25 protein-coding genes and 1 other RNA gene are annotated in these 25176 nt (G+C 66.0%); 19 read left to right on the top strand and 7 right to left on the bottom strand.

Annotated features, from left to right (window positions below; all coding sequences use genetic code 11):
* Positions 1-9: 9 nt before the first annotated feature.
* Together rpmF and KF715_02230 are read right to left on the bottom strand one after the other, a co-directional pair.
* A complete protein-coding gene (rpmF, locus tag KF715_02235; GenBank protein MBX3735482.1) occupies positions 10-186 on the bottom strand; it encodes a 50S ribosomal protein L32 in 177 nt (58 codons plus the stop codon).
* 124 nt (positions 187-310) lie between these two features.
* The gene (locus KF715_02230; protein MBX3735481.1) at positions 311-1345 is read right to left on the bottom strand and encodes an undecaprenyl-diphosphate phosphatase; all 1035 of its coding nucleotides are present in this window, start codon (positions 1343-1345) and stop codon (positions 311-313) included.
* Between the two features lie 83 nt (positions 1346-1428).
* On the opposite strand from KF715_02230, the gene trpD reads away from it, so the two are divergent.
* From trpD to KF715_02210, 4 genes are all read left to right on the top strand, one after another.
* Positions 1429-2472: an anthranilate phosphoribosyltransferase gene (gene trpD / locus KF715_02225; protein ID MBX3735480.1), complete on the top strand. Its 1044-nt coding sequence runs from the start codon at positions 1429-1431 to the stop codon at positions 2470-2472.
* A 3-nt stretch (positions 2473-2475) separates the two neighbouring features.
* The gene (gene glmM / locus KF715_02220) at positions 2476-3813 is read left to right on the top strand and encodes a phosphoglucosamine mutase (protein ID MBX3735479.1); all 1338 of its coding nucleotides are present in this window, start codon (positions 2476-2478) and stop codon (positions 3811-3813) included.
* A gap of 156 nt (positions 3814-3969) precedes the next feature.
* Positions 3970-4491 carry a hypothetical protein gene (locus tag KF715_02215; GenBank protein ID MBX3735478.1) on the top strand — a complete coding sequence of 174 codons (522 nt, stop codon included), beginning with the start codon at positions 3970-3972 and terminating at the stop codon, positions 4489-4491.
* Positions 4488-5639 carry an MFS transporter gene (locus KF715_02210; protein ID MBX3735477.1) on the top strand — a complete coding sequence of 384 codons (1152 nt, stop codon included), beginning with the start codon at positions 4488-4490 and terminating at the stop codon, positions 5637-5639. Before KF715_02215 ends, KF715_02210 begins: the two co-directional genes overlap by 4 nt.
* Here the strand turns inward: KF715_02210 and KF715_02205 are convergent.
* Entirely contained in the window at positions 5636-7330 is a 1695-nt protein-coding gene (locus KF715_02205; protein ID MBX3735476.1) for an iron ABC transporter permease, read from the bottom strand. The two genes, KF715_02210 and KF715_02205, sit on opposite strands and share 4 nt — an antisense overlap.
* Before the next feature lie 144 nt (positions 7331-7474).
* Between KF715_02205 and KF715_02200 the strand changes: the two genes are divergently transcribed.
* The 3 genes from KF715_02200 to KF715_02190 all read left to right on the top strand — a co-directional run bounded on the left by KF715_02200 (position 7475) and on the right by KF715_02190 (position 10155).
* On the top strand, positions 7475-8248 hold the full coding sequence (locus KF715_02200; protein MBX3735475.1) for a transporter: 774 nt from the start codon (positions 7475-7477) through the stop codon (positions 8246-8248).
* Positions 8249-8374: 126 nt separating this feature from the next.
* Entirely contained in the window at positions 8375-9721 is a 1347-nt protein-coding gene (locus KF715_02195) for an Nramp family divalent metal transporter (protein ID MBX3735474.1), read from the top strand.
* Between the two features lie 2 nt (positions 9722-9723).
* Positions 9724-10155: a universal stress protein gene (locus KF715_02190; protein MBX3735473.1), complete on the top strand. Its 432-nt coding sequence runs from the start codon at positions 9724-9726 to the stop codon at positions 10153-10155.
* On the opposite strand, the gene KF715_02185 is transcribed toward KF715_02190, so the two are convergent.
* The gene (locus KF715_02185; GenBank protein MBX3735472.1) at positions 10152-11486 is read right to left on the bottom strand and encodes an NCS2 family permease; all 1335 of its coding nucleotides are present in this window, start codon (positions 11484-11486) and stop codon (positions 10152-10154) included. The genes KF715_02190 and KF715_02185 overlap by 4 nt on opposite strands.
* 57 nt (positions 11487-11543) lie before the next feature.
* Here KF715_02185 and KF715_02180 point away from each other — a divergent pair, with 57 nt between their 5' ends.
* Entirely contained in the window at positions 11544-12413 is an 870-nt protein-coding gene (locus KF715_02180; GenBank protein MBX3735471.1) for an amidohydrolase, read from the top strand.
* Here KF715_02180 and KF715_02175 read toward each other — a convergent pair.
* The gene (locus KF715_02175; GenBank protein MBX3735470.1) at positions 12390-13619 is read right to left on the bottom strand and encodes an amidase; all 1230 of its coding nucleotides are present in this window, start codon (positions 13617-13619) and stop codon (positions 12390-12392) included. The genes KF715_02180 and KF715_02175 overlap by 24 nt on opposite strands.
* Positions 13620-13686: 67 nt before the next feature.
* Between KF715_02175 and KF715_02170 the strand changes: the two genes are divergently transcribed.
* The 5 genes from KF715_02170 to KF715_02150 are packed head-to-tail and all read left to right on the top strand — an operon-like array spanning position 13687 to position 17352.
* On the top strand, positions 13687-14463 hold the full coding sequence (locus KF715_02170; GenBank protein MBX3735469.1) for an ABC transporter ATP-binding protein: 777 nt from the start codon (positions 13687-13689) through the stop codon (positions 14461-14463).
* Positions 14460-15254 carry an ABC transporter permease subunit gene (locus KF715_02165; GenBank protein MBX3735468.1) on the top strand — a complete coding sequence of 265 codons (795 nt, stop codon included), beginning with the start codon at positions 14460-14462 and terminating at the stop codon, positions 15252-15254. Before KF715_02170 ends, KF715_02165 begins: the two co-directional genes overlap by 4 nt.
* 1 nt (position 15255) lies before the next feature.
* The gene (locus tag KF715_02160; protein ID MBX3735467.1) at positions 15256-16245 is read left to right on the top strand and encodes an ABC transporter substrate-binding protein; all 990 of its coding nucleotides are present in this window, start codon (positions 15256-15258) and stop codon (positions 16243-16245) included.
* Between the two features lie 47 nt (positions 16246-16292).
* The gene (locus KF715_02155; protein MBX3735466.1) at positions 16293-17003 is read left to right on the top strand and encodes an FKBP-type peptidyl-prolyl cis-trans isomerase; all 711 of its coding nucleotides are present in this window, start codon (positions 16293-16295) and stop codon (positions 17001-17003) included.
* A 46-nt stretch (positions 17004-17049) separates the two neighbouring features.
* A complete protein-coding gene (locus KF715_02150) occupies positions 17050-17352 on the top strand; it encodes a hypothetical protein (GenBank protein MBX3735465.1) in 303 nt (100 codons plus the stop codon).
* A gap of 18 nt (positions 17353-17370) precedes the next feature.
* Here KF715_02150 and argA read toward each other — a convergent pair whose 3' ends face one another.
* Positions 17371-18699 carry an amino-acid N-acetyltransferase gene (gene argA / locus KF715_02145; GenBank protein MBX3735464.1) on the bottom strand — a complete coding sequence of 443 codons (1329 nt, stop codon included), beginning with the start codon at positions 18697-18699 and terminating at the stop codon, positions 17371-17373.
* 39 nt (positions 18700-18738) lie between these two features.
* Positions 18739-19359: a hypothetical protein gene (locus KF715_02140; GenBank protein MBX3735463.1), complete on the bottom strand. Its 621-nt coding sequence runs from the start codon at positions 19357-19359 to the stop codon at positions 18739-18741.
* Between the two features lie 264 nt (positions 19360-19623).
* Between KF715_02140 and KF715_02135 the strand changes: the two genes are divergently transcribed.
* The 6 genes from KF715_02135 (at position 19624) to KF715_02110 (ending at position 25176) form a co-directional block, all read left to right on the top strand.
* Positions 19624-21411, top strand: coding sequence for a proline--tRNA ligase (locus KF715_02135; protein ID MBX3735462.1), 1788 nt, complete (start codon positions 19624-19626; stop codon positions 21409-21411).
* A gap of 234 nt (positions 21412-21645) precedes the next feature.
* Complete coding sequence (locus KF715_02130) at positions 21646-21840, top strand: ATP-dependent Clp protease adaptor ClpS (GenBank protein ID MBX3735461.1); 195 nt, start codon at positions 21646-21648, stop codon at positions 21838-21840.
* Positions 21827-22279 (top strand): hypothetical protein, encoded by a 453-nt coding sequence (locus KF715_02125; GenBank protein ID MBX3735460.1) that lies wholly within the window; start codon positions 21827-21829, stop codon positions 22277-22279. The genes KF715_02130 and KF715_02125 overlap by 14 nt, the downstream gene beginning before the upstream one ends.
* Positions 22280-22436: 157 nt before the next feature.
* Positions 22437-22618, top strand: a non-coding RNA gene (ssrS, locus tag KF715_02120) — 6S RNA.
* 22 nt (positions 22619-22640) lie between these two features.
* The gene (locus KF715_02115; GenBank protein MBX3735459.1) at positions 22641-22991 is read left to right on the top strand and encodes a hypothetical protein; all 351 of its coding nucleotides are present in this window, start codon (positions 22641-22643) and stop codon (positions 22989-22991) included.
* Positions 22992-23004: 13 nt separating this feature from the next.
* Positions 23005-25176 carry a DNA polymerase gene (locus tag KF715_02110; GenBank protein MBX3735458.1) on the top strand — a complete coding sequence of 724 codons (2172 nt, stop codon included), beginning with the start codon at positions 23005-23007 and terminating at the stop codon, positions 25174-25176.

Here is a 25176-nt window from a genome sequence, read left to right as displayed (position 1 = left end):
CGACTGAAATCAGACGGTGACGTCGAGCACCTGACGGCCGCGATACATACCCGTCTTCGGGTTCACGCGGTGCGGGCGGAAGGCACCGCCGTCGCTGTCTTTGGCGACCTGCGGGGCTTTGAAGGCGTTGGCCGCGCGGCGGTTGGCGCTGCGGCGCTTGGATTGCTTACGTTTCGGATTGGCCATGGTAAGTGATTGAGTAGTGCGGCCCGACGCGTGGACTGGCCGCTAGTTTTGGTTGGAAGGTCGAGGAGGTAAGGTTCGGCCTGCGACCCCGTCAAGACGTTTAACTGCCCGGGCTGACGCAGCCTTAGAACAGGTAGAAAGCGGCCAACACCACCGCCACCGCGATGCGGTAAAACGCGAACAGCGCGAGGCCGTTGCGGGACAGGAAGCGCACGAAGAATTTCACGGCTAGCGCGGCCGAAACCGCGGCCACGACGCAGCCCAGCAGCACGCTGGACCAACCGAAAACCTCGATCATCGCCGCGCCGGACTTGTAGGACTTGTAGACCGCCGCGCCGGCGAGCGTGGGCAAGCCGACCAAAAAGCTGAACTCCGCCGCCTTCACCGGCGTCAGTCCCGCCAAATAGCCGCCGACGATCGTCACCATCGAGCGACTCGTGCCCGGCCACAGCGCCAGGCACTGCGCGAAACCGATGCCGACTGCCTTCCCCTGGCTCATGTCGGCCGGATCGGATTTCGAGAAACCGATGCCGGAGTTCTTTTTCCGCCAGCGCTCGGCCCAAAGCATGAGCAGCGCACCGCCGATCTGGGCCGCCACCACGGCTCCGATCGAAAACAGGTATTTGTCGATCAGATCGTGCAGCAGCAGACCGATCACCGCGACTGGCACGAAGGCCAGCAGCACATTCCGCAGCAGGCGGAAACCCGAACTGCTCCGCCCGAACAGGCCGAGCAGCATGTTCACAAGCTGCGACCAATACATGAAAACCACGGCGAGGATCGCGCCGACTTGGATGACGACCGTGTAAGTGTCCGCTGCGAGCTTCAGCGTGAGCGGCTCGCCCTCCGGGTGTTTCTCGGACGGCTTCTTATGCCAGAGCGGTTCGCCCGCGGCATTCGTCAACGGCTTGTCCGATTCCAGGCCGAGCATCTGGCTCGCGATGATCAGGTGTCCGGTCGAAGAGATCGGCAGGAACTCCGTCACGCCTTCCACGACGCCGAGCACGATCGCGTCGGTCGCACTCAGCTCGGCGACCGGTTTGGGCGCCGGCTCGCGCGGCGCTCTTTTTTTCGACGCCGGCTCGGCGGCGTGCGCGACGCTCAACGCGACGCAGGCGGCTATGACAGACAGGAGGCGACCCGGAATTCGACGAAACACAGAGCGAGCGTTCGCCAACCGTCGGGGCGTGTCGAGAATTATGCTTTGCCGTCCCGCGGGCGCTCCGCCTTTGATGCGCGCCGATGTTGCTCGAGCAACTGACACCCGAACTCCACGCGCGTCGCGACCTCACCCCCGTCGACGCGCGCTCCGCCGCACTCGCGCTGGCCAGTCCCGACATCGCCGAGGTCGTGAAGATCGATTTTCTCGCCGCGCTCGCCGCCAAGGGCGAAACCGCCGAGGAAATCGCCGCCTTCGCCCGCACCTATCGCGAAGTCGCGCGCGATCCCGGCGTGCAGGAGTGGGCGCCGCGCGCGCTCGACATCGTCGGCACCGGCGGCGACCACGCGGGCGGTTTCAACGTCTCGACGCTCGTCACGCTCACGCTCGCCGCTGCGGGCGTGCCGGTGATGAAGCACGGCAATGCCGGCATCACTTCGAAATGCGGTAGCGCCGACCTCATGGCGTCGTTCGGCCTCGATCTCCAGGCCTCGCCGGAAAAGACGCGCGCCGCGCTGCGCGAGCTGGGCTTCTGTTTCTTCTTCGCGCCCGCGTATCACCCGACGTTCAAGCACATCGCTCCCGCCCGCAAGGCGCTCGCTGCGCGCGGCCAGCGCACGATCTTCAACATCCTCGGTCCGCTCATCAACCCCGGCCGGCCTGCGCACGTGATGCTCGGCGTCTACGCGCCGGCGTTGGTGGAGAAATTCGCGACGACTCTCGCCGCCCTCGATTGCCCCGCTGGCATCGTGGCGCACGGCGTCATCGAGCCGGGGCGCGGCATCGACGAATGGACGACCGCGACCGACAATCTCGTGGCCGGCGTCGGCCGCCTGAAAAATGCCACCGCCAACTGGACGCCAGCGGACTTCGGCTTGGAACGCGCGCCGTTTGCCGACTTGATCGGCGGCGACGTCGCGACCAACCGCGCGCTCACCGAAGCGATTCTTGCCGGAAAGGCACCGCGCGGGCTCATGGACACGATCGTGGCGGTGGCCGCGATGGGCTTGTGGATCGCCGGGCGTCAGCCGGACCTGCGCAGCGGCGTGCCGGTCGCGCGCGAACTGCTGTTCGGCGGAGCGGTCGCCAAAAAGATTGCCGACACTCGCGAATTCTATCGTTCGTAGGGGATGGGTTCGCGGAAGTATTTCGGCACGGACGGCGTGCGCGGTGCCTACGGCAGCGCGACGATGAACGAGGCATTCGCCTGGCGGCTCGGCGCGGCCGCGGCGCGGTTTGCGCGGGAGAACGGAGCTGCGTCGTCGGTCGTCTACATCGGGCGCGACACGCGTGCGTCCGGCGCGAGCCTCGAGGCCGCCCTCGCCGGCGGGCTGGCGGCGGAAGGGTTCAAACCGGTGAGCCTTGGCATCGTGCCGACGCCGGCCGTGAGCCTCGCGCTGCGGTCCGCGCCGGCGGCGTTCGGCGTAGTGATCACCGCCTCGCACAATCCCGCCGCGGACAATGGCATCAAGTTTTTCGGTCCGACCGGCATCAAGCTCACCGACGACGAGGAGTCGCGCATCGAAGCGTTGCTGCCGGACGCGTCGGCGCTGGCGCACGGTGCGCTGGAGAATTTTGACGCGCGTTCGCTCTACATCGCGACCGCCGTGCGGCTGCTGCCGGTCGGCGCGTTGCGCGGTTGGAAAGTTGTGCTCGACGCGGCGAACGGCGCCGGGTGTCACACCAGCCACGCGGTGCTCACGCAACTCGGCGCGGACGTCGTGACGATCGGTTGCTCACCCGACGGCAACAACATCAACGCCGCGGTCGGCAGTCAGCACCCGGAGCAAATGGCCGCGGCGGTCCAGGCGCACTGTGCGCGCCTCGGCATCGCGCACGACGGCGACGCGGATCGCTGCATCCTGTGCGACGAAAACGGCGACGTCCTCGACGGCGACGAGATTCTTACGGTGCTCGCCTTGCATGCGTTGAAGTGTGGCCGGCTCGCGCACGGGCAGCTCGTGATCACGGTGCAAAGCAATCTTGGCGTCGACGCGGCGTTGGCGGCTGCGGGCGGCAAGGTCGCGCGGACGCCCGTGGGCGACCGTTACGTGATCGAGCGCATGCTCGCGGACCACGCCACGCTCGGTGGCGAATCGTCGGGCCATGTGATTTGCGCGGATGTGTCGCCGACCGGCGATGGCCTCGTCGCCGCGCTCAAGGTTCTCGAAGTCATGCTCGCGACCGGCCAGCCGCTTTCCCAGCTGCGGCGTCAGCTGCGGAAATTTCCCCAAGTCACCGCCGCGCTCAAGGTGCGCGAAAAGAAACCGTTGGATCGCCTGCCGACATTGCCCGCCACGATCGCCGCGCTGGAGCGTGAGCTGGGCAGCAGCGGCCGCGTGCTCGTGCGCTACTCGGGCACCGAGCCGAAGCTGCGCCTGCTGGTCGAAGGGCCGACCGACGAAATCGTCGGCGCGGCGCTGGCGCGGCTCGAGCAGGCGACGCGCAGCGATCTCGAGGTGCTGTAAGCTGCGCTTGCGTGCGGCGCGCCGCGCTGGCATCCCGCTGCCATGGCTGAACAATCCGTCGCGTCGCTCGAGCCCCGGTTGCAGAAACTCGTGGAGAGTGCGCGGACGGCTTTCGAGCGCGGCAATTTCGATTACACGATCGAACTCGCGCGCGACGTGCTGGCGGTCGCGCCCGGTTGCCTGCCGGTGCGGAAACTCCAGCGCGCGGCGCAGCTCAAAAAAGGCGGCGCGGGCAAGGGCGGTTTTTTCGCGAAGGCGTTCGGCAGCGTTTCCACGGCGCCGTTTCTGCTCAGCGGGAATTCCGCGCTGGCCAAGGATCCGGCGAAGGCGCTGGCGAGCGCGCAGAAGATGCTGGATGCCGATCCGGCGAGTGCGCCGGGGTTGCGATTGCTCGGCAACGCGGCAAGCGCACTCGGCTGGCACGAGACGGCGGTGTTTGCGTTCGAGGCGTTGCGAGAACTGGAGCCGGACGAGCTGGAAACGCTGGTGGCGCTCGGGCACGCGCACCTCGGCGCAGGGCGCGCGGAGGCGGCGGTGCGTTGCGCCGAGGCGGTGTTGGCGCGCGAGTCGATCAACGGTCCGGCGCAGGCGCTGCTCAAGGACGCGTCGGTCGCGCAGACGATGAAGGCGGGCCGATGGGAAGAGGGCGGCGATTTCCGGGCAAAGGTGAAGTCGTGACCGCGCGCGCCGCTCCGTCGCCAGCGACGATCTACTGGACGGCGTTCGTCGGACTGTTCTTCGATTACTACGACCTTTACCTGTTCGTCTATCTCGAGCGCGCGCTGGCGGACGAGTTTGCGCTGACGCCGACGCAGAGCAGTTGGCTGCAGTTTGCGGGACTCGCGGGCGTCGGTGTCGGTTCGCTGATCTTCGGGTTTCTGGCCGATCGCGTGGGACGTGGTCGTGCGATGCTGGCGACGTTCGCGCTTTATGGCGCTGGCATCACGGGCATCAGTCTCGCTTGGAGTGCGGGGAGCCTGCTGGCGTTCCGGTTGCTCGCGTCGCTCGCGCTCGGGGCGGAGTGGGGAATCAGTCACACGTATCTCGCCGAGCGGGTGGCGGGCGCAACGCGGTATCGGTTCTCGGCCTGGCTTCAGTTTTCGATCCTCGGCGGGCTGCTCGCGGCGATGGCGGCGCGTTTCGCATTGCCGATCGTCGGGTGGCGCGCGCTGTTCGCGGCGTCGCTTGTGCCCGTGGCGGGTTTGGCGCTGTGGCGGTGGCGGGCGCTGGCGGAGCCGGTGGTGGAGGAGAAGAAATCGCCCGACGCGGCGCGCGCGGTATGGCGGTCGCAGGGCGGCGCGTTCGTCGTCTGCTTCGCGATGGCCAGCCTGACGATCGCGAGCGGCACGATGAACGTCTTCTATGCGCGTGAGCTGCCGCAGTCGCCTTGGTTCACGGCGCTGTTTTGGTTGAACGTCGCGCCGGGCATGGCGTTCGGTGCGTGGCTGGTCGGTCGGGTGGGCGTGACGCGCGCGCTGTGGCTCTACGCGGCGGGTTTGACGGCGCTGTCGCTGGCGTGCTGGCAGTGGACGTGGACGGGGCGCAGTTTGTTTTTCGCACTCAGCCTGCCGTTGTTGAACGGCGTGCCGTTCGGATTGATGGGCGCGTATTTCAACGAAGTGTTTGCGCGGTATCGCACGACGCTGTCCGGCGCGGCGTATAATCTCGGGCGGATTCTTGCGGGCTTCGCGCCGGTGCTGATCGCGGCGCTGGGCCTGCACGAAGGCGGGCGCTATTTCCTGTTCACCGCGGCGCTCGGGTTGGCGGTGGCGGCGTTGGGTTTCGTGCTGCCGCAGGCGGCGGGAGCGAAGGACCGCGCGGACTAGACGCGGAAGATGGCACCGAGCTTGCGGCCGAGCAGGATGCCGAGCCCGGCGATGGTGATGCCGAGGAAGGCCATGGCCCACGCGCCGAGTGCGGAGGCGAGGAACTTGCCGTCGCCGAGCAGTTGGAAGAGCTCGTAGATGGCCTTGGTGATCGGATAAAAGGCCTGCTTCTGCGCGAGGATGAGCGAGTCGGACACCTCGAGCATCGCAAAGGAGAACGCGAGCAGTCCGCCGGCGATGAGGTTGGCGAGGATGAGCGGGAGCGTGATCTTGACTGTCGCCTTGAGCGGCGGGCAGCCGAGGTTTTGCGCGGCTTCTTCGAGCGTCTCGCTGGTTTGTTGGAATCCGGCGGCGGCCGAGCGCACCACATAGGGCAGGCGGCGGACGGAGTAGGCGATGATCAAGAGGAGCGTCGGATTTGCGATGGGGTTGAGGAAGGAAAAGAACTTTCCTTCCTGACTCATGGCGAGGTAGCCGAAGGCCAGCACGAGGCCGGGCACGGCGAGCGGCAGCATGGCGAGAAAATCGAGCACCGCGCGGCCGGCGATGCGGGAGCGCACGATGACGTAGGCGAGGGCGGTGCCGAGGAGGAGGTCGATGATCGTGGCGGCACTCGCGTATTTGAGGCTGTTGGCGATGGCGGGAACGGTGAGGTCGTGGCCGAGCGCGAGTTGGAAATTCTCCGTCGTGAGGTGCTGCGGGAGCACGGTGCCATACCACTCGCGCGAGAAGGCCACGGCGATCACGCCGAGATGCGGCAGCACGGCGACGAGCGTCACGCCCGCGAACAGCGTCGTCGCCGCCCAGGCGGCGAAGCCGTGGAGCGCGCGCGGTCCGCCGGCGTGCGTGGCCTTGGCCATCATGGCGTGGCTCTGGCGGCCGAAGAGGCCTTTCCCGAGCGCGTAGATGGCGACGGAGGCGGCGAGCGTGATCGCCACGAGCGCGAAGGGGAACGGGTTGCCGCCAATGTCCTTCAGCCCGTGAAAAATCTGGACCGGCGTGACCCGCGCGTAGTCGAAGATGAGCGGCACGCCGAGGTCGGTGAAGGACCAGATGAAGACGATCGTTCCTCCGGCGAAGAGCCCCGGCGTGATGAGCGGCAGCGTGATCTTGCGGAAGCGGCGCAGGCCCGTGCAACCGAGGTTGGTCGCGGCTTCCTCGAGGGCGGGATCGATGTTGGCGAGTGCGGCGACGGCGTTGAGGTAGATGATCGGGTAGAGCGCCAAAGCGTTGACGAGTGCGATGCCGAGAAACTGGTTGGCGCCGAGCCAGTCGAAGGCCCAGCCCGACGGACGCAGGCCCAGCGCGATGATCAGGCTGTTGAGCGCACCGGATTGACCGAGGATTTGCTTGATGCCGATGGCCCCCACGAAGGGCGGCAGAATCATCGGCACAAGCACAAGGGCACCGAGCAGGTTTTTGAAAGGAAAGGCGTAGCGATCGGTGACCACCGCGAGCGGCAGCGCGATCCCGAGAGCCAGCGCAGTGGTGGTCAGCGCGAGGAGAAACGAATTGGCGAGCGCTCCGACATAGATGGGATCGCGGAGCAGGGCGGCGATGTAGGCGAGTGTGAGATGTCCGTCGGCGTCGACGAAACCGCCGCGAAGGATCTGGGCGATCGGCCAGAGAAAGAAGGCGGCGAAGAAGAGCAGCGTGCCGAGGAAGACGAAGCGCGCGAAGCTCTGGGACATGTCAGGCATGTCGCCCGAGGTGCGAACGCGCGGCAAGGGCGAAAAGCATGCCGTCGCGGGAGGACGACGAAGTTCAGGTTGCATTCAGGAACGGCACTTATCATGTGCCTCCAGCCTGCCATCGGCCGTGCCGATATGGGAAATATGCGCCCTGCTGCTCGTCTCTTTTTCCTGCTTGTTGCGACCGGATTCTCGTCCACGCGACTGGCGGCGCAGTTCACCGATGCGCCGCAAACCGTCGCGCGCGGCGAGTGGCTGGTGGAGACCGACCTCGCGACCGGCGCCTACGATCGCTATACGCCGGCCCGGGATGGCGTGCGCACGCGCAGCGTTTCGCTGGCGGTGGCGCAGCTCACCACCGGAGTGATGGAAAACGTCGATGTGCAGATCGGGATCGAGAGCTGGCGCGACGAGGATTCCTCCGGCGCGGGTGTGGACGAGTGCGTGCGCGGCACCGGCGGCGTCTATGTGCGCGCGAAGTGGAAATTCTGGGAGGCGGCCGACGGAACCGCGCTGGCGTTGCTGCCTTACTATCAGTTTCGCGACACCGTGTCGTCCCGCTTGCGGCCGACCGTTTCGCAGTTCGGTGTGATCGTGCCGTTCTATCGTCCGCTGGACGAAGCCTGGTCGTTCTCCGCGCAGGCCGAGGTCGATTGGCTCGACAATGGCGCGGGCGCGCGGGAGGACTGGTGGGCCGGCTACGCGGTCTTCGCGCGCACGCTGAACAAGCGCTGGAGCTGGTATTGGGAAACGACTGCGAGCGCCGCCGGCGGTCGCGGGCGATGGGCGACGCAATCGGGACTGGGGATCGTCTGGCAAATGACTGAGAAGTTCTCGTGGGACGCGGCGCTTTACGCAGGCGTCAATCGCGCGGCACCCGACTGGTATCCCGCTTTGCGGTTCGTCTGGGCGTTTTGATCACGCGGGGAAACTGGGGAGCTGGCAGCTGAATGGCAGGGCGGTATTCGCGCAGGCAGTGAAAATTAGGAAAGACTAAATCTGTCTTGCGCTCCTGCGTTTTGCCGTTTCGCTGCCGTTCCGCCGATGGACACCGAAACCGCATCATCTCAATCCGAGGCCGGCTGGCGGCACTCTCGCGCCGCGCGCAGCCTGCCCGAGGCGCACGGCACCGTGTCCGTGCCGGCGGGTGCGAGTTTCTGGCGCAAGCTTCTCGCGTTCTCTGGGCCGGGCTACTTGGTGGCGGTGGGATATATGGACCCGGGCAACTGGGCCACCGATCTCGCGGGCGGATCGCAGTTCGGCTATACCCTGCTGAGCGTCATCCTGCTCTCGAACCTGATGGCGATCCTGCTGCAGTCGCTGTGCGCGAAGCTCGGCATCGCCACCGGCCGCGACCTCGCGCAGGCGTGTTGCGACCACTACCCGCGGCCGATTTCGAATGCACTGTGGTTCCTCTGCGAAATCGCGATCTGCGCCTGCGATCTCGCCGAAGTCATCGGGACGGCGATCGCGCTGAATCTGCTGTTCCACATTCCGTTGCTGTGGGGCGTGATCCTTACGGCGCTCGACGTCATGCTGGTGCTTTTCCTCGCACATCGCGGCTTTCGCTATCTCGAGGCGGTCGTGGTATCGCTTGTGACGTTGATCGGTCTGTGTTTCGGCTTGGAAATACTTTTCTCGCGGCCCGATGTGCGCGAGGTGCTCGGCGGCTTTCTGCCGACGACGCAAATCCTCACGAATCCGGAGATGCTCTACATCGCGATAGGCATCCTCGGCGCGACCGTGATGCCGCACAATCTCTACCTGCATTCGTCGATCGTCCAGACGCGCAAATACGAGCCGACGCCTGCGGGCAAACGCGAGGCGATCAAGTTCGCCACCATCGACTCGACGCTCGCGCTGATGTTCGCGCTGTTCATCAACGCCTCGATCCTGATCGTCTCCGCCGCGGTGTTTCACAAGGCGGGCAACCACGAGGTCGCGGAGATCCAGGACGCCTACAAATTGCTCACCCCTATGCTCGGCGTCGGCGCGGCGAGCACGATCTTCGCCGTGGCGCTGCTCGCTTCGGGGCAGAATTCCACGCTTACCGGCACACTGGCCGGCCAGATCGTGATGGAGGGGTTTCTCAATCTGCGCCTTCGCCCCTGGCTGCGCCGCCTGATCACGCGGGCGCTCGCGATCATCCCCGCGGCGATCGTCGCCGGACTTTATGGCGAGAGCGGCACAGCGAAGCTGCTGGTGTTCTCGCAGGTGGTGCTGAGCTTGCAGTTGCCCTTCGCCGTGATTCCGCTCGTCCAGTTCACGAGCGATCGCGTCAAGATGGGCGAGTTCGTGAATCCGGCCTGGGTCAAATACGCGGCGTGGGCGGTCTCCGCGATCATCGTGGCGCTGAACGCCAAACTCCTCTACGACTTCGTCGCGTCCTGACCATGTATCGCAAGATCCTCGTCGCCCTCGAAAACGGCCGCGCCGACGCGACCCTGCTCCCGCACATCGCCGAACTCGCGGGCAAGCTCGGGTCGGAGCTCCTGCTCCTGCACGTCGCCGATGGCTGGGCCGCGCGCAACTTCGAGCAGCTCAAGCTCAGCGAATCCGATGAGATGCGCGCGGACCGAGACTACCTTGCCCGCTGCGCGGGCGAACTGCAGAGCGCCGGGCTAGTGGTCACGACGCAGCTTGCGCTGGGCAATCCGCCGGCCGAGATCGTTCGCGCGGCCGCAGCCGAACACTGCGACCTTATCGCCCTCGCTTCGCACGGCCACCGGCTGCTCGGTGACCTCATCCACGGCAGCACGATCGACGCGGTGCGCCACGCGACGAGCACGCCGTTGCTCGTCGTCCGCGCGGTGATGAAACCTTAGAAGAAGCGCGCGAAGAGATCGCGGAACAGATGCGCGCCGAAGATCGCGGCGAGCACGTAGATCAACCACGAAACCTGGCGAGCGCGGCCGGTGAAAAGATAAACCAGAGCGAACGCCAGCAGGCCGAGCCCGATGCCTTCGGCGATGCTGAACGTGAGTGGCGTGCCCAGGATGATCAGGAACGCCGGCGCAGCTTCGTGGAAATCCTTCAAGTTCAGATCCGCCACGGATTGGAACATGAAGATACCGACCACCACGAGCGCTGGCGCGGTCGCGACCGCCGGCACGGCGAGGATCAACGGCGTGAAGAACAGCGCGCCGAGAAACAACATCGCGACGGTCACGCTCACGAGTCCGGTGCGGCCTCCCGCGGCGACACCCGAAGCGGACTCGACGTAGCTGACGACGTTCGACGTGCCGAAGAGAGACGAGAGGATCACGCCGATCGAGTCCGAGATCAGCGCCTTGCCCGCGCCGGGCAATTTGCCCTCCGCATCGAGCAAACCCGCGCGCTGCGCCACGCCGACGAGCGTGCCGATGTTGTCGAACAGCGCGATGAGCAGCAGCGTGAGGACGACCGTCGTCGCCTTGACCGGGTCCTGCGTGAAGTAGTCGAAGTTGAGCTTGAGGAACGTGTCGCCCATCGACGCCGGCAGCGACACGACGTGTTCGGGCCAGTTGGTGAGATGTCCGCCCTTGCCGTCAGGAATGACGAGGCCCGCGAGCGTGATGCCGAGGATCGAGAGGATGATCGCGCCTGGGACGTTGCGCGTGACGAGGATGATCGTCAGCAGCAGGCCGGCGAAAAACAGCAGCACGGACGGTGCCCCGAGGTTGCCGTGCGTCACGAGCGTGTTTGCGTCCGCGACGACGAGTCCGCCGTTCTTCAATCCGATGAAAGCGATGAAGAGGCCCACGCCGCACGTGATCGCCATCTTCAGCTGAAACGGGATGATGTTGATGATCTTCTCGCGGATGCCGGAAACGGAGAGCGCGAGGAACGCGAGACCGTTCACGAACACGAGGCCGAGCGCCGATTGCCACGGCACGCCGAGTCCGAGGCACACGGTGAACGCGAAGTAGGCGTTGATTCCCATACCCGGCGCGAGCGCCAGCGGGAAGTTCGTCACGAGCCCCATGATCAACGTGCTCGCCGCCGCGGCGAGCGCGGTGACGGTCACGAGTCCACCGCGCGGGATGCCGGCGGCGGCGAGGATCGCGGGGTTCACCGCGAGGATGTAGGCCATCGCGGCAAACGTCGTGATGCCGGCCTGGATTTCGCGGGCCGCGGTGGTGCGGTGGCGTTCGAACTGAAACAAGCGAGCGAGCATGGGCAGATTGAGCTTTCCGAGAGTGCAGGTCGGCGGCTAGAGAACCAGCCGGTTTTTATGCCGAACGTCGACGCGCACGTGCACCTCTATCCGCCGGAAGTCGCGGCCGACCCTGAGGCGTGGGCGGCGGCTCGCGGCGAGACGCATTGGGCGCGCCTTTGCACGCGCCGCCGCCAGAACGGGGCGCCGGTGCAGTTGTTCCCGAGCGTGGATGAGTTGTTGCGCGACATGGATGCGGCGCGGATCGACCGCTCGGTGTTGCTCGGTTGGTATTGGGAAAAACCGGCGACGTGCGCCGCGCAGAATCGCTTCTACGAGCGCTGTGTCCGCGCACACCCGGACCGCCTCGCGGCCTGCGCCGCGGTGCATCCGGACGACCTCGCGGAATTGCGCCGCGCGCGCGACGCGGGTTTCTGCGGCGTCGGTGAACTCTCGCCGCATTCGCAGGGCCTCGCGAGTGACGATCCGCGGGTGACCGAATTGCTACAGTGCGCGGGCGAACTGAAGTTGCCGGTGAACCTGCACGTCACCGATCCCGCGAGCCGCCGCTACGACGGCTGGGTCGCGACGCCGTTGGATGACTTCGCGCGCTGGGCGCGGGAGCTGCCGGAAACGCGTTTCGTGCTCGCACATTGGGGCGGGGGCATGGCGTTCGATCCGGCCAGTCGCGCGCTGGCGAACGTGTGGTTCGACACCGCCGCCTCGCCGTTGCTCTACGATGCGACGGCGTGGCAGCGCGCGGTCACGGCGGTGGGCGCGGAGCGATTGCTCTTCGGTTCGGACTATCCGTTGCGCCTGTTTCCGCGCGATGATGCGGGGAGCGGCCTGGCGCGTTTTGCGGGCGAAGCGCGGGCGAATCTTTCGCGCGAGGCGTGGGCCGCCGTCATGGGCGGCAACGCGACGTCATTGTTCGGCGCAGCGCGCTAGGATCCATTCGAAGACCGGGCTGCTGACGCGCGGTGCAACGATTTGCAGACCGGCACTCAGGCCGTTCGGCAGCTCGACCGGAACCGTCATCACCGGCAATCCGGCCAGCGAAGCTGGCGCCGTGAACGTCAGGATCGCGCGCCGTGTCTCGGGCGTGCATTGCGCTTTCGTCGGCGCGGGCACCGGCGCGCAAGGCAAAGCGAGAAAATCGATCTCGCGGAACAACGCGCTGAACGACTCGCGCACGACGGCAAAGATCGCGCGCGCCGCCGCGAGCTGCTCTGGCGTGGTCTGGCCGGCCTTGACGAACCGCTGCCAGATGCCGGGATCGTAGCGGTCGCGAAATCGACCGAGCCACGGCTCGTGAATCGTGAAGGCCTCATGCGTGACGAGCGTGGTGTAGGCGTCCACGGCGTTCGTCCAGGTTGCGAGCAGAGCCTGTTCGCATTCGGCGGCCAGCGGCGTGGCCAGTTGGGCGGCGGCGCGGGCGCACGCGTCGTCGAGCACGGAATCGACGCCCGGAAGAATCTTCCCGGCGCGAAGGAAACCGCCGCGCGGCGCGCGATCCGCGCCTGCGCCGACTCCGAGCAACGCACGGTTCAGGGTCGCCAGATCCTGCGGAAACGCGGTGAACCAGCCGGCGGTGTCGCACGTCGGCGAGAGTGGAAAAGCGTCGCGCACGAATGCATCGCCCGGCGTGAGACGAAATCCATACAACCCGCAGAACGCCGCCGGCACGCGCACCGAGCCGCCGGTGTCGGAGCCGAGCGCAAAGGGCGCCACGCCCGCGGCCACGAGCGCCGCGGAACCGCTGCTGGAGCCGCCGGCGAGCCGATCGGCCAAGCGCGGATGCGGGCAGTCGCCGTAGGTGCGGTTTTCGCCGGTGAGGCCGGCGGCGAATTCGACCATGTGGGTTTTCCCCGCGAGCACTGCACCTTGTTCGCGCAGACGACGCACGAGCGCGCTGTCGCCGGGCGTCGCACGCACATCCGCCAAGAACGCGGAGCCGGCGCGCGTGGGCACGCCCGCGACGTCGAACAGGTCCTTGGCAAGGTAGGGAAGGCCGCGCAACGGTCCGGTGTCGCGCGCGAGCGCGGCGGAGAGTTGCGCTTCATCGGCCTGCCAAGCCAGCGCGGCGGAGCGGAGCGGGGAGGGGAGCGCGGCGATACGGCGGGCGACTTCCTGCGTGGCGAGGTCGGGCGCCATGGCTTGCCAGCCGGCGAAGGGCAAAGGAACTGGCGTTTTGCTTCCGGTTGTATCCACTGGCCGTTTCATGGACGGCCCCGCGCCCATCGTCAAACTCGCCTCGGTCCGGAAGCGCTACGGCGACGGGCCGCTCGTGCTCGATGGGATCGACCTCGACATCGCCCGCGACGATTTCGTGAGTCTGATCGGGCCGAGCGGTTGCGGAAAGTCGACGGTGTTGAAGCTGATCTCGGGACTGAGTCCGACGACGGAAGGCGACGTGCGCGTGCTCGGCAAGGCACCGCGGCAGGCGCGCGACCGCCAGGTGTTCATTTTCCAGGATGCGACGCTGCTGCCGTGGCTCACGGCGCGACAGAACGTGGAAATACCGCTGCGCTTGCGTCGGGCGTCGGAGGCGGAACGCGCGGCACAGGCGGAAAAATTCCTGGAGCTCGTCGGGTTGGCGAAGGTGCGGGATTATTACCCGCGTCAGCTGTCGGGCGGCATGAAGATGCGCGTGTCGATCGCGCGGGCGCTCACGCTCGCGCCGGAATTGCTGCTGCTCGACGAGCCGTTCGGTGCGCTCGACGAGATGACGCGGCACCGGTTGAACGAGGAGTTGCTGACGTTGCGCGAGCAGTCGCCGTTTTCGGCGGTGTTCGTGACGCACTCCGTGGCGGAGGCGGTGTTTCTCTCGAATCGGATCGTCGTGATGTCGGCGCATCCCGGTCGCATCCATCGCGAAGTGCGCGTGGAGTTCGGTTATCCGCGGCGCGCGGCGCTGCGCGAGACGGCGGAGTTCGCCGCGAAGGTGAACGAGGTGACGCGCGTGCTGCACGAAGTCGAAACGGAGGCGCGGGCATGAGACGCGAGTCGCTGTTTAAGCAGTGGCTGCTGCCGGTCGTGACTGGCGCGGTGTTCTTCGCCATCTGGTATGCCGTGCGCGCGGCGACGGGCTTGCAGAGCTGGATTTTGCCGACGCCAGTGGAGATTTTGGAGGCGGCGTGGCGCGAGAAAGCGCGGTTGATCTCCGCGGTGGGCGCCACGGCGCTCGGCGCGGCGGCGGGTTTTTTGCTCGCGGCGGTGCTCGGTCTCGCGATGGCGCTGGTGCTTGGCGTGTCGAACTCGCTGCGCCTCTCGCTCTATCCGTGGCTGCTGGTGCTGCAGATGACTCCGGTGATCGTGCTGACGCCGATCATCGTGCTGTGGGCCGGGCCGGGCATGCCGGGCATCATCACGATCACGTGGCTCATCTCGTTTTTCCCCATCGTGGCGAACACGACGCAGGGGCTGCTTTCGACCGACATGAACCACGTGGCGCTCTTCCGCATGTGCAACGCCAGTCGCGTGCAGGAGCTGCTGCTGCTCCGGATGCCGTCGGCGCTGCCGTATTATCTGGCGGGGCTGCGCATCGCGGCGACGCTGGCGCCGATCGGCGCGATCTTCGGCGAATACATGGTCGGCAACGCCTCGGGTGGGTCGGGCGGGCTCGGTTTTCTCGTCTACAGCTACAACACCCAGATCAAGATCCCCGCCCTGTTCGCGACGGCGCTGACGAGCTGCCTGCTCGGCTTCGTGTTCGTCGCGGCGGTGTCGTTCCTGAATTGGGCATTGCTGCACCACTGGCACGATTCCTTCGAACGCAACGATCACTGACATGCGCCTCTCCACGCTCCTCCTCGCGCTCCTTTCGCTCGTGCTCGTCACGGGCTGCGGCAAGAAAACCGCCACGGCCGACGCCAACGGCCGCATCAAGATTCGCTTCCAGACCGACTGGTTTCCGCAGCCCGAGCACGGCGGCTATTACCAGGCGGTCGCGAAGGGTTACTACGCGGCGGAGGGACTCGACGTCGAAATCGTGAAAGGCGGCCCGAACGCGCAGGTCATGGCCGCCGTCGCCACCGGTCGCGCGCAGCTCGGCATGACGAACGGCGACGACGTGATCGTCGCGGTCGGACGCGGCGTGCCGATCAAGATGGTGGCGGCGGAGATGCAACGCGACGCGCAGGGCATCCTTTTTCACGCCGAGAATCCGATCCGCTCGCTGCGCGATCTCGACGGCAAGACGATCATGGCGGGCGCCGGTTCGATCTGGCTGCAGCTCGCGCAAAAGAAGCTCGGCATCCATTTCAACATCCAGCCGCTCGTGGGCGACCTCGCTCGTTTTATGAGCGACAAGAAGTTCATCCAGCAGTGCTTCGTCACGAACGAGCCGTTCTTCGTGCGGCAACGGGGCGCCGATGCCGGAGCGCTGCTGATCGCGCGGCCCGGCGAATACGAACCGTATCGCGCGATCTTCACGAGCGATGCATTCCTGATCGAGAATCCCGACATCGTCCGCCGCTTCGTGCGCGCCAGCCTCCGCGGTTGGACCGATTACCTGACCGGCGATCCGACGCCGGGAAACAACCTGATCAAGGCCGCGCGCCCGGACCTGACGGACGACTTCTTCGCCTACAGCATCAAGGCGATGAAGGATTACCAACTCGTGCTCGGCGACCCGGCGCGCGGCGAAAAAATGGGCCAGCTCACGGCGGCGCGACTCGAGACGCAGCTGAAGTTGCTCGGCGAACTCGGGTTTCTCGAGCGACCGCTGACGGTGAAGGAAGTGGCCACCTTCGAGATGTTGCCACCCGAGGCGCGTTGAACGGCGGCTTGTCTTTCCGCGGGCGGTTGGTTCGCTCGCGTTTTCCCATGAAGACGACCTCGCTGCTCGCTCCCGTCTCGCTCCTCGCACTGACATTCGCGCTCGCCGGTTGCGGCGAGAAGAAAGCCGATGCCAAGGCTTCCGCCAAAGGTTTGGAAACGGCCGATCAGCGCGTGAGCTACGGCATGGGTTACCAGATCGGCTCGAACATCGCGCGGCAACCGGCGCTAAAGTTCGACCAAGCGGCGTTTGCGGCCGGCGTGCAGGACGCGGTCGGCGGTCAGAAGACGCGCCTCGACGAAAAGCTCATCCAGGCCGCGTTCGAGGAACACCAGCGCAAGCTCGCCGCCGAGATGGAGGCGCAAGGGAAGGTGAATCTCCAGGCGGCGAACGATTTTCTGGCCAAGAACAAGACGCGCGCCGGCGTGAAGACGACCGCTTCCGGTCTCCAATACGAGGTGCTGAAGAAAGGTTTCGGCGGCGCGAAGCCGAAGGCGACGGACAAGGTGCGCGTGCACTATCACGGCACGTTGATCGATGGAACGGTCTTCGATTCGTCCGTGCAGCGCGGCCAGCCGATCGAGATGCCGCTCACGCAGTTCGTGCCGGGTTGGGTCGAGGCGCTGCAGCTCATGTCCGTCGGCGACAAGTTCAAGGTCTACTTGCCGCCGGCACTGGGCTATGGAATGCGCTCAGGCGGCAAGATTCCGCCGAATTCCGCGCTGATTTTCGAAATCGAATTGCTCGGCGTCAACTGACGCGGCGCGGGCGATGGCGGGTGAATCCGGTCAGTGGACGCGGCGAATGGGCGAGTGCCTCGACGCGTTGGCGCGCGAGCAGATCGGCTCGGCGTGTCCAGTGATCGACCATGAGGTCGTCGCGCCGCGCGGCGGCGAGGCGGACGATTTCTTCGTGTGGCTCGTCTGCCGCAGCAAAGCGGAGCGGCGCGCATTTTGGGATACCGAGCAGGCGCGGTTCGTGTCCGCCCTGAAAAAACGGATGCTCGCCGCGGGATTCCCCGAGTCGGCTGTGGCTTCGCTGAGCGTGCGTGTCACCTCCCGCGACGAAGTGGACGCGGCAGGCGGGCGATTCTCGGCGCTGCGCTGAAACGCGACGCCGGGAGATTCAGACGAGATCCTTGACCAGAATCTTCGAATTGCGGCCGCTTTCCTCGTAAGTCTTTAGACGCGAATCAGGCAGGGCGTCCTTGTCGGCTTCGACGAAGCCGCAGACCGAGGTGAAAAACGTGAAGGCCTGCGTCGACATCGCGACGACCTTCTCGGCGCCGCGCTCCTTGGCGAGCTTGAGGCCGAACTCGATCATCTTCCGACCGATGCCGCGGTGGTGGTAGAAAGGCATGACGTAGACCGAGCCGATCTCGGCGGTGTCGGACTTGTCCGGGTAGAGCGCGACGGAGGTGCAGGCGATGATGTTCTCGTCGATCTCGTAGACGTAGAAGTTCTCGATGTTCTTCTCGATCGCCTGCTGGGTGCGGAAGACGAGTTCCTCGCGCTTCACGGCCGAGCGGGTGAGGTTGTAGATGGCGCGCACGTCGCCTTTGCGGGCGAGGCGGATCTGCTGGTATTCGTTGCCGTGGATGAGCGTGCCGACGCCTTCGTTGGAGAAAATTTCGGTCAGCAGGCCGTCCATCATGCGGCCGTCGAGCAGGTGAACGCGCGGCGTGCCGGTCTCGATGGCTTTCACGGCGTGCGCGGCTTTGGAGCGCATGGGCTCGTTGATCGCTTCCGGATCTTTGGCGACGAGATCGCGGAGGAGGTCGACGTTGATCTGCTGTTTGAAGGTGCCGTTGATCTCGAGGCCGCGGCAGGGCGAGAAGAAGATGATCTTCGTGGCCTGGAGCACCTCGGCGATCTCGGCGGCGAGGAGATCGGAGTTCACGCGCAGCGGGCGGCCGTCGCGATCGAAGGCGATGGGGTTGACCACAGGGACGACGCCGGAGCCGATGAGCTGGAGGAGGAACTCCTTGTCGATGCGGTCGACGCGGCCGGTGAGCTGATGGTCGACGCCGCGCAGGATGCCGAGCGGCACCGAGCGGACGGCGTTGGTGAGCGCGGCCTTCAGGTTGTTCTGCGAAAGCTCCTCGAGCACGAGGTGCGTGACGCGGCCCGCGGCGCGGATGGCGAGGTCGAGCGTCGGCGCGTCGGTGACGCCGGTGCCGATGGAGTCGGTGATCGTGACTTTGCGCAGGGCGGAGAGCTCTTCGATCTGGCGGCCGATGCCGTGGACGATGACGACCTTGATGCCGAGCGAGCGGAGCACTGCGACGTCGAGGAGGATGTTGCCGAAGTTCTCGTCGGAGACGATCGCGCCGTCGATGGCGATGACGAAGATCTGATCCTGGTAACGCGGAACGTATTTCAGGATGCCGCGGAGGTCGGTGGGCTTGATGTCGGCGCCGGTGGACATTTTTTCTTGGCGCATTTCTTCGGGCATCGCGCCCGGCGCGTCAATAGCGCGTCGCGCTTCCGCGCGTCAGCGGACGTTGAAGGTCCACTGCGCTGCCGGTCCGTGTGCCGCGAGTCGGATCGTGTAACGACCCGGTGACAAGCGGTCGGTCGGCACGCTCGCGCAATAGTCGGCGTCCTCCCAGCGGCTGAGCAATTTGCTCGGCAGGCGCTCGAGCGTGGGGATGAGCACGATCTCGTTGCCGCGCAGCAGCGCTTCGAGGTGGCCGACCTGGTAGCTTTGGTCGGACAAACTCGCCGTGAAGAACACGGAGTAAGCCGAGCCGCGCGCGACCTCGGTCGGCGCGGTGACCTTGTCGATGGTGGCGAGGAGGCGTGGTTTTTCGGCGAACGACGCTTCGAGCTCGGTGCCGAGGCCGGCGCCGGCGCGCGCGACGGAGGCGGCGATGCTGAAACCGGGTTTGTTCGCCGGGCGTGTGAGCTCGACAGGAAGTTTTTGCCAGCCGGCGTTGAGGAGGCGCGCGGTGGTGGCGCGCTTGTTCATGTCCTCGTAGGGGCGGAAGGCCGGGCCGGGCTTCCGGTAGTAGATGTTCACGAGCGTGTAGCCGACCACGAAGATCACGATGGCGAGCACGATCCATTTCATGGACCAGGGCTTCGGGTCGGGGCGGTTGCGGCGGGCGCTCATCAGCGCGCGAGCAAAGCACGGTGCGCTGCGGGGACAAGCGGGGATTGCGCGAGGCGCGCCCGTGGTCGTGCGGCGCGCGGTGGTCGCCGACGTCCACGGCGGCGACTGGCGGAAGGGCGCAGGGCGTGCGAGGCCGCTTGGCGCCGGCAGCGATGACGGCGCGCATCTTCGATAGGGTGACCGAGGTAGAACGCACTCCGCCGGTGTGCGGTTGGGAAATTCCATTGCGCGGGGGCGGGGGAGTTGTTTCGTTGCGGGTTTCCCATGAAGAAGTGGTCGCAGACTTTCATTCCCACGCTCAAAGAGAGCCCGGCGGACGCCGAGATCGCCTCGCACAAGCTGCTCGTGCGCGCCGGCCTCGTGCGCAAGCTCGGCGGCGGTCTCTACACCTTCATGCCGGCCGGCCTGCGCGTGATGCAGAAGATTTCGCAGATTTGCCGCGAGGAGATGGAGCGGGCGCGGCCTGAAAACGAGCGCGCGGGTGCGATCGAGGTCTGGATGCCGCACGTGCATCCGGCCGAGCTGTGGGAAGAAGGTCCGCGCTGGAATGCGGCGCGCGAAATCATGTTCCGCGTCGACCACGCCGGCGCCGGCAAGGGCCGCAGCAAGGAGCCGGAGTTCGTCCTCGGCCCGACACACGAGGAGGTCGTCACGCCGCTCGTGAAGACCGAGATCACGAGCTACCGCGATCTCCCGAAGAATTTCTACCAAATCTCCACGAAGTTCCGGAACGAGATCCGGCCGCGCTACGGCCTGATGCGCGCGCGCGAGTTCGTGATGATGGACGCGTATTCGTTCGACGCGACCGACGACGGCGCGATCAAAAGCTACCTCGCGATGAAGGCGTCCTACGAAGCGTTCTTCAAGCGCCTCGGCATCGTCGCGATCGCGGTCGAGGCCGACACCGGCGTCATGGGCGGCAGCTTCTCGCACGAGTTCATGGTCCCCGCCGAGATCGGCGACGACGACGTGATCTACAACGAGGAGAGCGGCTACGCGGCGAACCGCGAAAAAGCCACGAGCGCGCTCGTGCCGGCGGATTTGGCCGACGCGGCACCGGTCGGCGCGATCGAGGAATTCGCCACGCCCGGCGTCGTGACGATCGCGGCGCTCGAGGCCGCGCCTTACTCGGTGCCCGCCGATAAACAATGCAAGACGCTCGTCTTCGTCGGCGACGGCAAGCCGTTCGTCGTGATCGTGCGCGGCTGCGACGATGTCGAGGAGGCGAAGCTCGGCTCGCTCGGCTTCCAGCTCTGGCGTCCGGCCACGCCCGAGGAAATCGAGCCGGTGCTGGGCGCGAAACCCGGCTCGCTCGGTGCGGTGAAGGGCACGATCAAGAATCCGTCCGCGCTCGCGGGCGTGTTCGCCGATCACGCCATCCGTCTCATCGGCAACGGCACGACCGGCGCGAACAAGGACGGTTTCCACCTGCGCAACGTCAACGTCGCGCGCGATCTCGCGATCACGAAGTTCGGCGATTTCCGTCGCGTGCGCGTTGGCGAGCCCGATGTGAAGTCCGGCAAGCCGCTCAAGGTCCGCCGCGGCATCGAGGTCGGCCACATCTTCAAGCTTGGCACGAAATACTCCGAGAAGTTCAACGCGGTCTACACCGACGACAAGAAGCAGTCGCACCTGATGGTGATGGGCTGCTACGGCATCGGCGTGAGCCGCACGCTGCAGGCGATCATCGAGCAGTCGAACGACGCCGACGGCATCATCTGGCCTTGGGCCGTCGCGCCGTGGCAGGTCGTGGTGACCAACCTTGACCCGCAGGATGCGACTGCGAGCAGCGTCGCCGAGAAGCTCGCCGCCGCCGCCGAGGCCGCAGGCGCGGACGTGTTGATCGACGACCGCGCGGAACGTCCCGGCGTGAAGTTCAAGGACGCCGATTTGCTCGGTTTCCCGTTGCGCCTCACGGTCGGTGGCAAGGGCCTCAAGGAGGGCGTCATCGAGATGAAGTGGCGCGCCGAGAAGGAAGTGAAGAAAGTCCCGCTCGCCGAGGCCGAGGCGGTCATCGCCGCTGCCGTCCGCGCGGTTGCCGCGAAGGCGTGACCGTGCGGGCCGGACGGCGAGTCACTTTGCGTTCGCGACTTGCCTCCGCGAGTTCGTGCCGGCGCGGAACGGAGTCCGCGTCGGGCCTTTTACGGCGCTGGCATTCTAACCGCTTCTGATTTTTCTGTTCCCGTGGCCACCAAAACTCACACGACACCTGCGCTAGCGACGGACGCCGAGACGCGTCTGCAGGATGCGTGGCGCGTCGTCGTGCTGAACGACCCCGTGAACCTCATGTCGTATGTCGTCATGGTGTTCAAACGGGTGTTCGGCTACGACGAGGTGAAGGCGCGCAAGCACATGCTCGAGGTGCACGAGCAAGGGCGTTCGATTCTCTGGACGGGCAATCGCGAGGCGGCGGAGGCCTACGTTTTCACGCTGCAACAGTGGCACCTGTCCGCGGTGCTCGAAGCCAATGAAGCGGGTTGAGGTCAAACTGAACCTCGACGCCGTCGCGCCGTTGCTCGACGTCATGAAGATGACGGCCGACCAACTCGAGCCGACGCTCGCGATCGACCCGCAGGTGCCGGATCCGGAGTTCGCGGACACGTGGAGCAGCGAACTGCTCGCCGGCCAGTCGAGCGATCTCGCGGTGTTGCTGGGACTGTTCGACTCGGACTTTTTCGCCACCGGCGTGATCGCCCTCGATCCGACGAACAGCGAGCCGATCCTGCGCGCGTGCGCCGCGATCCGGCTGAAGCTGCGCGCCAATTACTTCAAGGACATCGAGGAGGTGCACTTGGAGGCGGGCGAGCTCGACATCGAAGACTTCGCCGAGCCGCTGCGCCGGGCGTTCGCGGCCTATGTTTTTCTCGCGACGCTGCAGGAGGTGATCGTGCAGCACCTCGACCCGACGGTCATGGAGTAAGGGAGGGTGACGCCGGCGTCGCCCAGCCATCTGCGATCTGGCGCCAGTGGGATGTCGGTGCCCACCGCAACGCAGCAGATGACGGCATGGAATTCCCGAGGGAAATTCCGCCACCTTCGCGTTTGACGGGGCAGCCTGGCGGTCTACGGTCCGGGGCGACACTCTGCAGTGTTCGAGGTGCCTCGAATTCGCTCTTTGCCTTTGATACCATTTGGGAGCCGCCAAGCGGCACGCCGATGCCAGGCCGTAAACCGGAAGGCAGAAACGTGCCAGGTGGCGCCCACCTTAACCTAGAAGGTTTTGGAGCCACAGTAGGCATACGGCACAGGCGGAGTGTCATTTCATTTTCTCCCACGCACACATGGAAAGACTGCCTTATTACCAAGTCCTGCACCTGCTCTCGCTGGCGGTGCTCAGCGCGCACACGTTCATGGCGTTTGCCAATCCGGCGCCGGAAAACCGCAAGCGCACCATGATGATCACGGGCATCGCCGCGCTGCTGATGCTCGTCAGCGGCTTTGCGATGCTGTCGCTGAACAAGATTCCGCTCATGAGCACCGGATGGGTCTGGGTGAAGCTCGTCTGCTGGCTCGGCTTGGCGGCCCTTTCCGGCATCGCCTATCGCCGTCCACACTTGCGCAGCGTGCTGAGCACGATCGCACTCGTGCTCGTGGCGACGGCGTTCGTGATGGTGTATTTCCGGCCGTTCTAAGCCGGAGGCACTGATGCCCGAAACGCTGTGCGGCCTGTGGATCGACGACGCGGGTAAGGCCCACGTGTCGGTCTCCACGCCCGATGGCGGCCGCACAGAGCGTGTGGCGGCGTTTCGGCCGTTCGCGTGGGTCGCGGAGAGCGCGACGATTCCCGATATCTCTTTCGAGCGCCTGCGCGGCGAAGGGGCGTTCACTTGGCTCGCGCACGCGGACGAACTCGCGCGCTTCGACGATTTCTTCCGGGCCACGCGCGAAGGCGCGCCGATCGACGTGCTCAAGCCCTACGAGAGCCAGTGGCTGCTCCAGCAGCGCGCGCGGCTCTACGCCGAGATGCACTTCTCGGAGCTGCGCCGTTGCCAGCTCGACATCGAGACGGCGTCCGAGGAGCCGGGCGGTTTTTCCGATGCGCGGCGCGCCGGCGACCGCATCCTCGCGATCGGCCTGCAATGCGGGGAGCGGCGCGAGTTGTTGCAGTTGGAAGACGAGACGCCGGACGGCGAAAAGCGCCTGCTCATCCGCTTCAACGACGCGTTGCGCGAGATGGACCCGGATGTCATCGAGGGGCACAACCTGTTCAAGTTCGACCTCGATTATCTGCGTCAGCGTTGCCGTCGCTACAAGATTCCGTGTGCGTGGGGCCGCTTCGGACTGAACGCCGAATTCCGCAACAGCCGCCTGAAGGTCGCCGAGCGCTGGGTAGATTTCCCGCGCTGCGACATCCCGGGTCGCGCGGTGATCGACACCTATCTGCTCGTGCAGCTCTACGACATCACAACGCGGGAGATGACCTCCTACGGTCTCAAGGAGGCGGCGGTCTACTTCGGCGTGACACCCGAGTCGGGCGCGGGCCGCACCTACATCGACGGCTCCGGCATCCAGGACGAATTCCGCCGCGACCGCGCGAGGTTTCTTGCGTATCTCGCCGACGACCTGCGCGAGACGCGGGGCGTGGCCGACGTGTTGCTGCCGACGTATTTCGAGCAAACGCGGACATTCCCGTTGCTGCTCCAGGATGCGGCGCTGCGCGGCACCGCGGGCAAGGTCGATCTGCTCTTCCTCGAGGAATACTACCACGCCCGCGCGTCGTGTCCGGCGCCGCAGGATTGGGCGTCGTTCGAGGGCGGTTTCACGCGCAGTTTTCAGGAAGGCGTGTTCAAGCACGTGCTGCACTTCGACGTGGCGTCGCTTTACCCGAGTTTGCTGCTGCACATCGGGCGCAATCCGAAGAACGACTCGCTCGGCGTATTTATCCCGCTGCTCAGGCAGCTGCGCGAATACCGTCTGAAATACAAGCAGCTCGCCAAGTCCGCACCGACGGCCGCCGAGCGCGACGAGGCGCAGGCGCGCCAGGCGAACTTCAAGATCCTCATCAACTCGTTCTACGGCTACCTTGGCTTCTCCGGCGCGCGGTTCGGCGACGGCGACCTAGCCGCCGAAGTCACGCGACGCGGACGCGAGTTGCTCCAGAAACTGATCGAAGAATTCCAGCAGCACGGCTGCACGATCCTCGAAGCCGATACGGACGGCATTTACCTCTCGTCGGAGCAATACTTCGCGGAGCCCGAAACCCTGCTGGCCGCGGTCGCCGGCGTGTTGCCGCCCGGCATCGAACTGGAATTCGACGGCCGTTACGACGCGATGTTCTGCTACAAGGCCAAGAACTACGCGCTCGCGGCTGACGGCGAAGTGACCTTGCGCGGCTCCGCACTGCGTTCGCGCGGGATCGAGCCTTACCTGAAGCGGCTGAGCGACGAGTTCATCGCCTTCGTGCTCGGCGTCACCGACCAGTCGCCGGCGAAGACGCTCGAGGACTATCGCGCGAAGATCGCGGCGCGCGAGTTGCCGGTGGCCGAACTGGCGAAATCCGAGTCGCTGAGCCAAAATCCCGACGCGTATCAGCAATGGGTCGCGGGCGGCGGCAAACCGCGACGCGCGGCGGCGGAGGCGGCGTTGCAGATGACGCCGCGGCCGCGCATGGGCGAGCGTGTGACCTACTACATCGGCGCGAAGCAAAAAGGGCAGACCGCGGACTGGCAGCGGGCGCGGCCGGTTGCCCTCTACGACGCACAGGCGGCACCCTACGATCCTGTCTATTACTTGGAAAAAATCGACGATTGGGCGGAACGCTATGGACGCTTCGTGGGTCTCCGACCCAAAGTCGACCAGCAGGAATTCCTGCTGTAA

Source organism: Candidatus Didemnitutus sp., from assembly GCA_019634575.1.
Taxonomy (GTDB): Bacteria; Verrucomicrobiota; Verrucomicrobiia; order Opitutales; family Opitutaceae; genus Didemnitutus.
This window is presented reverse-complemented; position numbering and strand designations above follow the sequence as displayed.

What these genes read in the sequence shown, in the direction of transcription:
- rpmF (MBX3735482.1), bottom strand. Translation starts at nt 186, where the DNA reads ATGGCCAATCCGAAACGTAAGCAATCCAAGCGCCGCAGCGCCAACCGC.
- trpD (MBX3735480.1), top strand. Translation starts at nt 1,429, where the DNA reads ATGTTGCTCGAGCAACTGACACCCGAACTCCACGCGCGTCGCGACCTC.
- glmM (MBX3735479.1), top strand. Translation starts at nt 2,476, where the DNA reads ATGGGTTCGCGGAAGTATTTCGGCACGGACGGCGTGCGCGGTGCCTAC.
- KF715_02205 (MBX3735476.1), bottom strand. Translation starts at nt 7,330, where the DNA reads ATGTCCCAGAGCTTCGCGCGCTTCGTCTTCCTCGGCACGCTGCTCTTC.
- KF715_02200 (MBX3735475.1), top strand. Translation starts at nt 7,475, where the DNA reads ATGCGCCCTGCTGCTCGTCTCTTTTTCCTGCTTGTTGCGACCGGATTC.
- KF715_02195 (MBX3735474.1), top strand. Translation starts at nt 8,375, where the DNA reads ATGGACACCGAAACCGCATCATCTCAATCCGAGGCCGGCTGGCGGCAC.
- KF715_02190 (MBX3735473.1), top strand. Translation starts at nt 9,724, where the DNA reads ATGTATCGCAAGATCCTCGTCGCCCTCGAAAACGGCCGCGCCGACGCG.
- KF715_02185 (MBX3735472.1), bottom strand. Translation starts at nt 11,486, where the DNA reads ATGCTCGCTCGCTTGTTTCAGTTCGAACGCCACCGCACCACCGCGGCC.
- KF715_02180 (MBX3735471.1), top strand. Translation starts at nt 11,544, where the DNA reads ATGCCGAACGTCGACGCGCACGTGCACCTCTATCCGCCGGAAGTCGCG.
- KF715_02175 (MBX3735470.1), bottom strand. Translation starts at nt 13,619, where the DNA reads ATGGCGCCCGACCTCGCCACGCAGGAAGTCGCCCGCCGTATCGCCGCG.
- KF715_02170 (MBX3735469.1), top strand. Translation starts at nt 13,687, where the DNA reads ATGGACGGCCCCGCGCCCATCGTCAAACTCGCCTCGGTCCGGAAGCGC.
- KF715_02165 (MBX3735468.1), top strand. Translation starts at nt 14,460, where the DNA reads ATGAGACGCGAGTCGCTGTTTAAGCAGTGGCTGCTGCCGGTCGTGACT.
- KF715_02160 (MBX3735467.1), top strand. Translation starts at nt 15,256, where the DNA reads ATGCGCCTCTCCACGCTCCTCCTCGCGCTCCTTTCGCTCGTGCTCGTC.
- KF715_02155 (MBX3735466.1), top strand. Translation starts at nt 16,293, where the DNA reads ATGAAGACGACCTCGCTGCTCGCTCCCGTCTCGCTCCTCGCACTGACA.
- KF715_02150 (MBX3735465.1), top strand. Translation starts at nt 17,050, where the DNA reads ATGGGCGAGTGCCTCGACGCGTTGGCGCGCGAGCAGATCGGCTCGGCG.
- argA (MBX3735464.1), bottom strand. Translation starts at nt 18,699, where the DNA reads ATGCCCGAAGAAATGCGCCAAGAAAAAATGTCCACCGGCGCCGACATC.
- KF715_02140 (MBX3735463.1), bottom strand. Translation starts at nt 19,359, where the DNA reads ATGAGCGCCCGCCGCAACCGCCCCGACCCGAAGCCCTGGTCCATGAAA.
- KF715_02135 (MBX3735462.1), top strand. Translation starts at nt 19,624, where the DNA reads ATGAAGAAGTGGTCGCAGACTTTCATTCCCACGCTCAAAGAGAGCCCG.
- KF715_02130 (MBX3735461.1), top strand. Translation starts at nt 21,646, where the DNA reads ATGTCGTATGTCGTCATGGTGTTCAAACGGGTGTTCGGCTACGACGAG.
- KF715_02125 (MBX3735460.1), top strand. Translation starts at nt 21,827, where the DNA reads ATGAAGCGGGTTGAGGTCAAACTGAACCTCGACGCCGTCGCGCCGTTG.
- KF715_02115 (MBX3735459.1), top strand. Translation starts at nt 22,641, where the DNA reads ATGGAAAGACTGCCTTATTACCAAGTCCTGCACCTGCTCTCGCTGGCG.
- KF715_02110 (MBX3735458.1), top strand. Translation starts at nt 23,005, where the DNA reads ATGCCCGAAACGCTGTGCGGCCTGTGGATCGACGACGCGGGTAAGGCC.